General features: G+C 70.9%; 11 protein-coding genes. 3 read left to right on the top strand and 8 right to left on the bottom strand.

Annotation, left to right across the window (positions count from 1 at the left end):
• Positions 1-312: 312 nt before the first annotated feature.
• From ACTMTJ_RS35070 to ACTMTJ_RS35080, 3 genes are read right to left on the bottom strand one after another with little or no spacing between them, the layout of a single operon-like run.
• Positions 313-978, bottom strand: coding sequence for an NUDIX domain-containing protein (locus ACTMTJ_RS35070; RefSeq protein ID WP_441222976.1), 666 nt, complete (start codon positions 976-978; stop codon positions 313-315).
• Positions 975-1,511, bottom strand: coding sequence for an NUDIX hydrolase (locus ACTMTJ_RS35075; RefSeq protein ID WP_441222977.1), 537 nt, complete (start codon positions 1,509-1,511; stop codon positions 975-977). The genes ACTMTJ_RS35070 and ACTMTJ_RS35075 overlap by 4 nt, the downstream gene beginning before the upstream one ends.
• Positions 1,508-1,930 (bottom strand): MerR family transcriptional regulator, encoded by a 423-nt coding sequence (locus ACTMTJ_RS35080; RefSeq protein WP_441222978.1) that lies wholly within the window; start codon positions 1,928-1,930, stop codon positions 1,508-1,510. The genes ACTMTJ_RS35075 and ACTMTJ_RS35080 overlap by 4 nt, the downstream gene beginning before the upstream one ends.
• Before the next feature lie 96 nt (positions 1,931-2,026).
• Here ACTMTJ_RS35080 and ACTMTJ_RS35085 point away from each other — a divergent pair, with 96 nt between their 5' ends.
• Positions 2,027-2,884, top strand: coding sequence for a Clp protease N-terminal domain-containing protein (locus ACTMTJ_RS35085; protein ID WP_441222979.1), 858 nt, complete (start codon positions 2,027-2,029; stop codon positions 2,882-2,884).
• A gap of 7 nt (positions 2,885-2,891) precedes the next feature.
• Here ACTMTJ_RS35085 and ACTMTJ_RS35090 read toward each other — a convergent pair whose 3' ends face one another.
• From ACTMTJ_RS35090 to ACTMTJ_RS35100, 3 genes are all read right to left on the bottom strand, one after another.
• Positions 2,892-3,536, bottom strand: coding sequence for an alkylmercury lyase family protein (locus ACTMTJ_RS35090; RefSeq protein WP_441222980.1), 645 nt, complete (start codon positions 3,534-3,536; stop codon positions 2,892-2,894).
• A 20-nt stretch (positions 3,537-3,556) separates the two neighbouring features.
• A complete protein-coding gene (merA, locus tag ACTMTJ_RS35095) occupies positions 3,557-4,975 on the bottom strand; it encodes a mercury(II) reductase (RefSeq protein ID WP_441222981.1) in 1,419 nt (472 codons plus the stop codon).
• 172 nt (positions 4,976-5,147) lie between these two features.
• Positions 5,148-5,480 (bottom strand): YnfA family protein, encoded by a 333-nt coding sequence (locus ACTMTJ_RS35100; RefSeq protein ID WP_441222994.1) that lies wholly within the window; start codon positions 5,478-5,480, stop codon positions 5,148-5,150.
• 124 nt (positions 5,481-5,604) lie between these two features.
• On the opposite strand from ACTMTJ_RS35100, the gene ACTMTJ_RS35105 reads away from it, so the two are divergent.
• Positions 5,605-6,180: a hypothetical protein gene (locus tag ACTMTJ_RS35105; protein ID WP_441222982.1), complete on the top strand. Its 576-nt coding sequence runs from the start codon at positions 5,605-5,607 to the stop codon at positions 6,178-6,180.
• Here the strand turns inward: ACTMTJ_RS35105 and ACTMTJ_RS35110 are convergent.
• On the bottom strand, positions 6,122-6,832 hold the full coding sequence (locus tag ACTMTJ_RS35110; RefSeq protein ID WP_441222983.1) for a permease prefix domain 1-containing protein: 711 nt from the start codon (positions 6,830-6,832) through the stop codon (positions 6,122-6,124). The two genes, ACTMTJ_RS35105 and ACTMTJ_RS35110, sit on opposite strands and share 59 nt — an antisense overlap.
• Entirely contained in the window at positions 6,814-7,155 is a 342-nt protein-coding gene (locus ACTMTJ_RS35115) for a PadR family transcriptional regulator (RefSeq protein ID WP_441222984.1), read from the bottom strand. The genes ACTMTJ_RS35110 and ACTMTJ_RS35115 overlap by 19 nt, the downstream gene beginning before the upstream one ends.
• A 214-nt stretch (positions 7,156-7,369) precedes the next feature.
• Here ACTMTJ_RS35115 and ACTMTJ_RS35120 point away from each other — a divergent pair.
• A partial coding sequence (locus tag ACTMTJ_RS35120) for a carboxyl transferase domain-containing protein (RefSeq protein ID WP_441222985.1) occupies positions 7,370-8,159 on the top strand: 790 nt, incomplete at its 3' end.

Genomic DNA, 8,159 nt, shown 5'->3' on the forward strand with positions numbered 1-8,159 from the left:
CACGGTTGTCTCGGTTGTTGCGCCCGGCTTCGGGACACGGTCGGTGGGACGGCGCTCAACGCCGCGATTCCCGCGTCCCGGTGGGCCGGGACGGCGATGTCCCCGCAGCGGTGTCCCGATGCGACTGTCCCGATCGCTCAGGCGCCGGATGTCACTCTTCTGTCCCGCGGGGTGGACCAGTTGCACCGGCCGTGGCTTCGCAGCAGGCGTCCCGGTGGTTCCCGTCGTTCCTTCACCGAAGAGGTCTCCGCAAGGTACGCGCCCCGCCGAGCTCAGCAAGGCTGGGCCCGCCGCCGTGAGAGCGGGTCGCGATCAGGAGGGCGTCGGTGAGGCTCCGTCAATCAGGCAGATCACCGTGCCCTTGGCGCGGGCGGCGAGAGCGGCCTCGATGCGCGGTGCGACGCGGGGTGGGAGCAGCCGCCGGCACTGCTCGGGGTCGTGGAACCCGAAGGTTTCCAACTCGTCTGGATCGACGCGGATGTCGTGGTCGCGGGTGAGGCGGCCGCCGTCGAAGATGAAGTTCACCAGCGCTCGGGGCCGGGGTCCTGCTGGTGAGGCCCAGTCGACCACCAGTAGGTCGCCGGCGGGTAGGGCGAGGTTGAGTTCCTCGCGTAGTTCGCGTTCGGCCGCGGTGTGCGGGTTTTCGTGTTGGTCGATGTAGCCGCCGGGGATGGCCGAACCGATCCCGGGCGCCGTGGCACGGTCGTTGGCGGCCAGGACGTCGCCGACGAGGTTGCGGGCGAAGATCAGCGCGATGGCCAGACCGGCGCCGTTGACCAGTTTCAGCGCGACGTTGGCGATCAGAAGGCGCGGCGAGGAAGCCCATGCCAGCCGGAGGGCGTCGGTGGTGATCCGGGGCAGCAGCCGCAGCGACTTTGGTCGCTCGGCCGCTTCCTGATCCAGTTGCTCGCCGTTCGGCGGCGATGTCTCGTCAACGGCTGGTGGGTCGGCTCGCGGGGACGGGGATGGGTCGGTCACGGTCGAGCCGCCTGGCCGGTTGAGGGGCCGCAACCGAGATCCTGCCGGGCGGCCTCGGCGAAAATCCTTCGGTACATCGGCTCGTATCCGGCTTCCGTCCAGATGACAGCGGGGGCCTGGTCGGCGGGGACGAGCCGGCGGTGGGTCATCTCGAACGTCGGCTCCCACGGGAGCAACGTGACGTCGGCGTGCCACCAGGCGCGGACCAGGATCCGTCCTTGCTCGTGGCCGCGGACGCAGGCGCCGCGGCTGTAGCCGAGCAGCCGTTGCCTGGTCACGGTGGCGCAGGCTTCCTCCCGCACTTCGCGGTGCAGGGTGGCGGTCCAGTCCTCGCCGGGCTCGGGCCGGCCGCCGGGAATTCCCCACCTGCGTCCGTCGTCGCTGACCAGCACGATCTGCCCGTCGGCGTGGCAGACCGCAGCCGAGCCGTGCGGGATACCGGGCGGGACTTGGGGCGGTGGGTGCCAGGAGATCCGCCAGTCCTGGTCGTCGAGGGTGACGGTCCACTCGACACCGTCAGCGGCGATCGTCATCTGACCAGGGCGGGATAATCCGGGTTGCCGGGTTGGTCGATGGACTGCAACAGCGGGCATTCCCGCTGGGTACGAGGCCGCTCACACGTGACCACCAGTCGCTGCAACGACTGGCGCATCGCGGTCAGCTGGACGATCCGCCGATCGAGGTCGCTGATTTTGTCGGTGGCCAGGTCGCGGGCGCCGTCGCAGCTGTCCGGCCCGCCCTCGGCCAAATGCAGCAGGGACTCTACCTCGTCCAGGGTGAACCCGAGCTGTTGAGCACGCTTGACGAACCGGACCACCCGCACCGCGTCCGGCCCGTACACCCGGTATCCGGACGCCCGCCGGGCCGGTGCGGGGAGTAGGCCGCGGCGTTCGTAGTAGCGCAGAGTCTGGATGTTGACGCCAGCCTGATCGGCGACCTGCCCCGTTCTCATACCCCCGAACGATAGGCCCGGTACCCAGGTACAGAGTCAACCCTCAGCGACAACCTTGGGTTGTCACCCCACGGTGCGACAACTTATGGTTGTCGGATGGCTGGTGTGTCGCTGGATGACCTGATCGCGCAGGTCCACCGCGCCGCGGGTGCGGACCATCTGAATCGGGTCGAGGCCGCCGTGGGCCTAGCGGGTGGGCTGAGTGAGCGGGCCGACGCTCTGGTCGACCACGTTGTCGGCGAGGCACGCCGGGCCGGGGTGTCCTGGACCGAGATCGGCGGCCGGCTGGGAGTGAGTAAGCAGGCGGCCCGCAAACGCTTCACCGAGCGTCCGCCGACGCCGGTACTCGCCGCGAACGTGGTGGTGCGGCCGCGGCTGCGAACGTGCCTGGACCGTGCGCACGAGGTCGCGGCGGCCGAGCAGGCCGGGCAGGTGGGCACCCATCATCTGCTGGCCGGACTGCTGGCCGAGGGGGTGGCGGCGGCGGTCCTCGACCAGATCGGGGTGACGGCGGCGGCCTTCCAGGAGTCGAGCAGCCGCCTGTTCGGCCCGCCCGCACCCGGCGACGGGCCGCCGATGCTGTCGCCGGAAGCCGTCTGCGCGATCGAGGCCGCCGCCCATCACGCTCAGGCCACCGCCGCCGATCCGGACCGGGTCGAGGTCGGCACCGAGCACCTGCTGCTGGTGCTCGCCTTCGATCCCGGGAGCCGGGCCCGCCGGGTGCTTGTCGACCTCGGCGCAGACATAGCCGTCATCAAGAAGGAACTGGCCTGCCACCTCACGTTGAACCCGCGCCGGATCGGCTGGCGGGGCAAACGTCGCCGCGGTCCGGCCTGCTCCTTCTGCGGGGCCGCCGAATCGGCGGGCCAGCCGCTGGTACACGGCCCCGGGGTGGCCATCTGCGGCACGTGCACGGCACGGTCCGCGCAAGCCTTGGAGCGTCGCACGGCCTAACTTGTTATTACTCGAGCAGCCTGCCGAAGGTGTCCACACCAGTCTGCATAGCTTCGCCCTGGTCCAGGACGACGCCGGACACCGCCGGGCGTGCGGCCAACCAAGAATGGGCGCTGGCCGGGTCGGTGAAGAAATTCAGCACGGAACAGCACCGGTCGACCGCCGGCACGCAGCAGTCCTCGTCCGCGCTGGTGCCCGTTACGCCGTTGACCACGACCGCGGTCACCGGCTCCCATGCCGCTTGTCCATCGTGGACGGTCACGGTGACTTGGTGGCCGTTGTGCGGGTCAGTAGAGCGAATCGTAGTGTCGCGCCCCAGCATCGCGCTCATGCCGAGCGCGTCGATGGCGCACATCGCGTACACGGTCGCCCCGCCGGCGATCGCCACCGTGTGCGTGGTGGGTCGGCCCGAGAACGGATACGCGGCCAGGATGCCCCCGCGTTCGTCGAGGCGGACCACGTCGCGGTCGTGCAGTTCGCGCAGCAGGGCGTCCAGGCTCGGGCCGGTGACGGCGGTCAGGCTGTCGCGGTCTGGCGGCCGGCCGGTGCTGGCGAAGGCGCGCAGGATGGCCCGGTGCACGCGGCGGGCCGGGGCGGATACGCCGGTGATGCGGTCGGTGGTGACACCGACCCGCAGCTGTGGCTTGTTCATCGTGATCCTCCACAAAGGGGTTAGGCGGCGCAGCAGGACAGGGTGGCCACGTCGTGGGTGAACGTCTGTGCGGCGAGCTTGAGTGCCTCGGCGGCGGTCAGATACGGCGCCCAGCCAGTAGCGAGCTGGTCGACTGTCACACCAGCGGTGAGCAGCCAGGCACCGGCGGCGGCAAGCTCGCCGGCGGCGTCGGCCACCGCGTGCACACCCAGCAGCCGACCGGTGCGCGTGTCGGCGACGAGTTTGACCAGGCCGCCGGTGTCGCGGTCGACCACCGCGCGCGGCAGTTGCGTCAGCGGCAACACCCTGCTGTCGCAGGTGTGTCCGGCGGCGGTCGCCTCGGCCTCGGTCAGCCCGGCGACGCCGATGGCCGGAATGGTGAACACGACCCGGGGCAGGTGCCGGTAGTCCACGCCGCGGCCGGCACCCGCGAGGGCGTTGTCCGCCACGATGCTGCCGTGGGCGGCGGCCACGTACACCAGCTGCGGATGTCCGGTCACGTCACCGGCCGCCCAGATTCGCGGGTTGCTAGTCCGCAGCTGGTCGTCCACGATCACCTCGCCGCGTGGGCCGGTCTTGACCCCCATTCCCACCAACCCCAGGCTGGTGGTGACCGGCCGGCGGCCGGTCGTCACCAACAGGCGCTGCGGCGCCAGGTGGTCGCCGTCGACCGTGATGCGGTACCGGTCGCCGTCCCGGCCCACAGTGGAGACCGTGGCGCCGGTGTGGATCGTGATGCCTTCGGCGGCGAACGCGGTCTCGATCGCGGCCGACACCTCGGGCTCCTCGAACGGAGCCAACCGGCCAGCCGCCTCCACCACGGTCACGCTGGTGCCGAGCCGGGCGAACAGCTGCGCGAGCTCCAGCCCGGTCGCGTTGCCGCCGAGCACCACCAGCGACTCCGGCAACACCTCCAGACCCACGGCCGTGGTCGAGGTGAGGTAGCCGGCCTCGGCCAGCCCGGGAATCGGCGGGATCCACGCGGCGGCGCCGGTGGCCACCAGATAGTGCTCCGCCTCCAGCCGGCTGGTGCCGCCCCCATCGAGCTCGACGTCCAGCACCGGCCCGCCCGCGGTGGCGGCGAACCGGGCAGTGCCCGCCACGATCGGCCAGCCATGCTCGGCGGCCAACGCGACGTACTTATCGGCGCGCATCGCCTCCACCACGGCGTCCTTGCCGGCGACCAGCTCGCCGAACGCCACCGGCCCAGCCTCGGCACGGATCCCCGGATAGCGGCTGGCCGTGACCGCCACCTGCCGAGCCCGCGCCGCGGCCAACAGCGCCTTGGACGGCACACAACCGGTGTTCACACACGTCCCACCCACCGTGCCGGCCTCGACCATCACCACCCGGGCACCCCGCCGCCGGGCCGCGATCGCCGCCGCGAAACCAGCCGCACCCGACCCCACGATCGCCATGTCATACACGTCAGTTCCCACCAGCTGACCGTAGGCCCGATACCCGAGTACCGAGTCAAGGCCGGCCAAGCGCGGTCGGGATCGACGAACCGCCCGGATCGAACCTGCTCCGAGCGTGGCTGGCTCGGCGGGCTATTGGCCATCTCACTTTTGACGCCCTCCCTCCACTGTCGGGACGGCTCGCCGCGAAGGGTCAGTCGCGGGGGGCGTACATCATCACGGCAGCGCCGAGAAGGCAGAGTGCAGCCCCAACAAGGTCCCAGCGACCCGGCCGGAACTTGTCCACAATGGCGGCCCAGGCGAGTGACCCTGCGACGAAGATGGCGCCGTAGGCGGCGAGTACGCGTCCGAAATGCTGCTCTGGCTGGAGGGCCGCCAGGAAGCCGTAGAGGCCGAGGATGAGCACTCCACCTGCGATCCAGATCAGGCCGCGGTGTTCCCGCCAACCCTTCCAGATCAGCCACGCGCCGCTGATCTCCGCGAGGGCGGCGAGCAGGAAGAGCGCGATCGAGCGCACGATCGTCACGGGCATGGAGGCCATCGAGACAGAGAAGATCACGGCGCCCTCCGAGAGTTGACCGGCATCGGGTAATACACTAGCGTCGCTACATGTAGCAATGCTACAAGGAACTGCGGTCCGGGAGGCCGGCATGCAGGCCGTCCATGTCATTGCGGCGGAAGCCGCGGCCGTCGTCATTTCGGATCGCGGTCCGGTGTTCCGCGCGGCGCTCGTCGTGCACATCCTGGCCGGCCTGACCTCTGTGGTCAGCGGCGCCCTGGCAGCCGCGTCGCGCAAGCAAGGGGGTCGCCACCCGGCGGCCGGCACCGTGTATTTCTGGGGCTTGGGCGCGGTGTTCGCGACCGCCACCGTGATGGCGAGTATGCGCTGGAGCCGCGACGCTCACTTGTTCGCCATCGCCGCGATCGCCTACACCCTCGCTATAGGCGGCCGCATCGCCCGCCGGCGCCGCCCCCAAAACTGGGCCGTGTGGCACGCGGCGGGGATGGGCGGCTCGTACATCGCCTTGCTCACCGGCTTCTACGTGGACAACGGCTCGCAGCTGCCGGTGTGGGATCGCCTGCCACATCTGGCGTACTGGGTGTTGCCGGCGGCGGTTGGCGTGCCGCTGATCGTCCTGGGTCTCGTGCGCTTCGGAGCGCCACGGCTCAAGCCGCCGCGGCCCGGAGCGCGGCGCACCGGCGCGCCGCCAGCCCCGCAAGAGTGAGGCGGACGCCGCTGACGAGAACTGCCACCAACGCCAGCCATGACTCGTCGGCCCCGCGCACGGTCGAGATGATCAGGCCGGTGATCAAGGTGGCATCCCCGACAACGCAGCCGATGGCGGCGAAGCTCGCCGCGGCGGCCGCCAGCCGGGGACCAACCGGAAGCCGTCGTGCGACCGTGCCAGCCCCTGCCGTGGCGAGTAAGGCGGCCGGCACAACCAGCGCGAGGACGACGGCGTAGGTCGGGATGGTCGACAGCATGGCGGTCAGTTCACCGCTCCAGCCGAGGCCCTCGCCTCGGGCGACGAACGCGGCCAGCCACACCAGCCCCACGGCGGGTCCGGTGCAGACCAACGCGAGCCCGACGCGGTGGGCTGTGATGCCGGCCAGCTCGGTGGCGAAATGGGCGGCCAGCGAGCGTGGACTGCCGAACTCTTCGATGGCGGCCGTGGCGGCTTGGTCGGGCGTGGCTCCCTCTGCCTGATACTTCTCGACAGTGTCGGCGAGGCCGTCGCCGACCTCGGCGAGGATCGCCGTCCTCGCCCGCCGCGACCCGGGCAGCCCACGCGCGAGCTCGTCCATGTAGTCCTCGAGCGAGGGCCGCGCGGCGGGATCCACGTCGGGCGGCAGGGCTGTTACGCCGGCGCCGGCCATGAGGTTTCCCCGTTGAGCACCGCCGACATCGCGCTGGAGAACTCCTGCCAGTTCGCCCGCTGCGCGGCCAACTCCTTGCGCCCCGCTGAGGTCAATGAATAGGAACGCCGGCGGCGGCCCTCGTTGGTCGACCACGACGCGGCGACCAGGCCTGCGCGCTCGAGCCGGTGCAGTGCGGGATAGATCGTGCCGGTCGGCAGGTTGAACGTCCCGTTGCTGTTCGTACGGAGCGCCTCCATGACGGCGTACCCGTGCAACGGCCCGTCCTCCAGCGCCGCCAACATCAAGCCGTCCAGGTGGCCCTTCAGTACCTCCGCCCTCATACCAAGTAACGCTACACCTCATGCCCGTAGCCGAGCAGCGGTACCGCGGCTTCAGGCGAAGGTCGGCGGCGCGGTACTCGGGTCTTCCCCGGGGTGACAGCGCCGATGTCACGGCACACTCTGCTTCGACGCCGCCGCACCGGGCCAGGTTAGAGCCTGGCCAGCCGAGACCGGTCCAGTGCGGCGGTCATCGGACACCGACTTGAGGAGAGCCATGGAGCGGCCTGCGCCCTGGACAACGGGCGCCGGGCCGTTGGATCTCTGGGGTGCGAACCTCGGGCTTCGCGAGCTGTTCGACGACGGATGGCTTCGTATCACGCAGGCCCGTGAGCAGGCCGGCGTGCTGTGGGGGCGAGGGCTGATCGACGGGATGCCAGCGGTGGCGTACGCCGTCGCCGCCGACCCGGGCGGCGCGATGGGCGGAGAGGGCTGCCGGCACATCGTCGAAGCGATCGACGCCGGGGTGCGCGAGCGGGTCCCGGTGCTGGGCCTATGGCATTCGGGAGGTGTACGGCTGGCCGAGGGTGTGGTCGCACTCGACGCGGTCGGCCTGGTCTTCGCGGCGATGGTGCGGGCCTCGGGGCGCGTACCGCAGATTGCGGTGGTGCTCGGCCCGGCGGCCGGTGGCGCGGCGTACGGGCCGGCGCTGACCGACATCGTCGTGATGGCGGGCGCGGGCCGGATCTTCGTGACCGGGCCGGAGGCAGTCCGCTCGGTCACGGGTGAGCAGGTAGACATGGAGTGTCTGGGCGGTCCCGAGCCGCACGGCCGGCGTTCCGGCGTGGTGCACGTGACCACGGATGACAACGAGTCCGCGCTGGCCATCGGTCGACGGCTCGCGGTACTGCTGGGCCAGCAAGGCCGTATATCCGCCGCGGACGCCCGCGAGGGCGTGGATCTCGCCGCCCTCATGCCGGCGCAGCCCAACCGGGCGTACGACGTGAAGCCGGTCATCAAGGCCCTGCTCGACGGCGAGTCCGTGGAGCTGCACGCGCGCTGGGCGC

This window comes from Phytohabitans sp. LJ34, assembly GCF_052068095.1.
GTDB lineage: Bacteria > Actinomycetota > Actinomycetes > Mycobacteriales > Micromonosporaceae > Phytohabitans.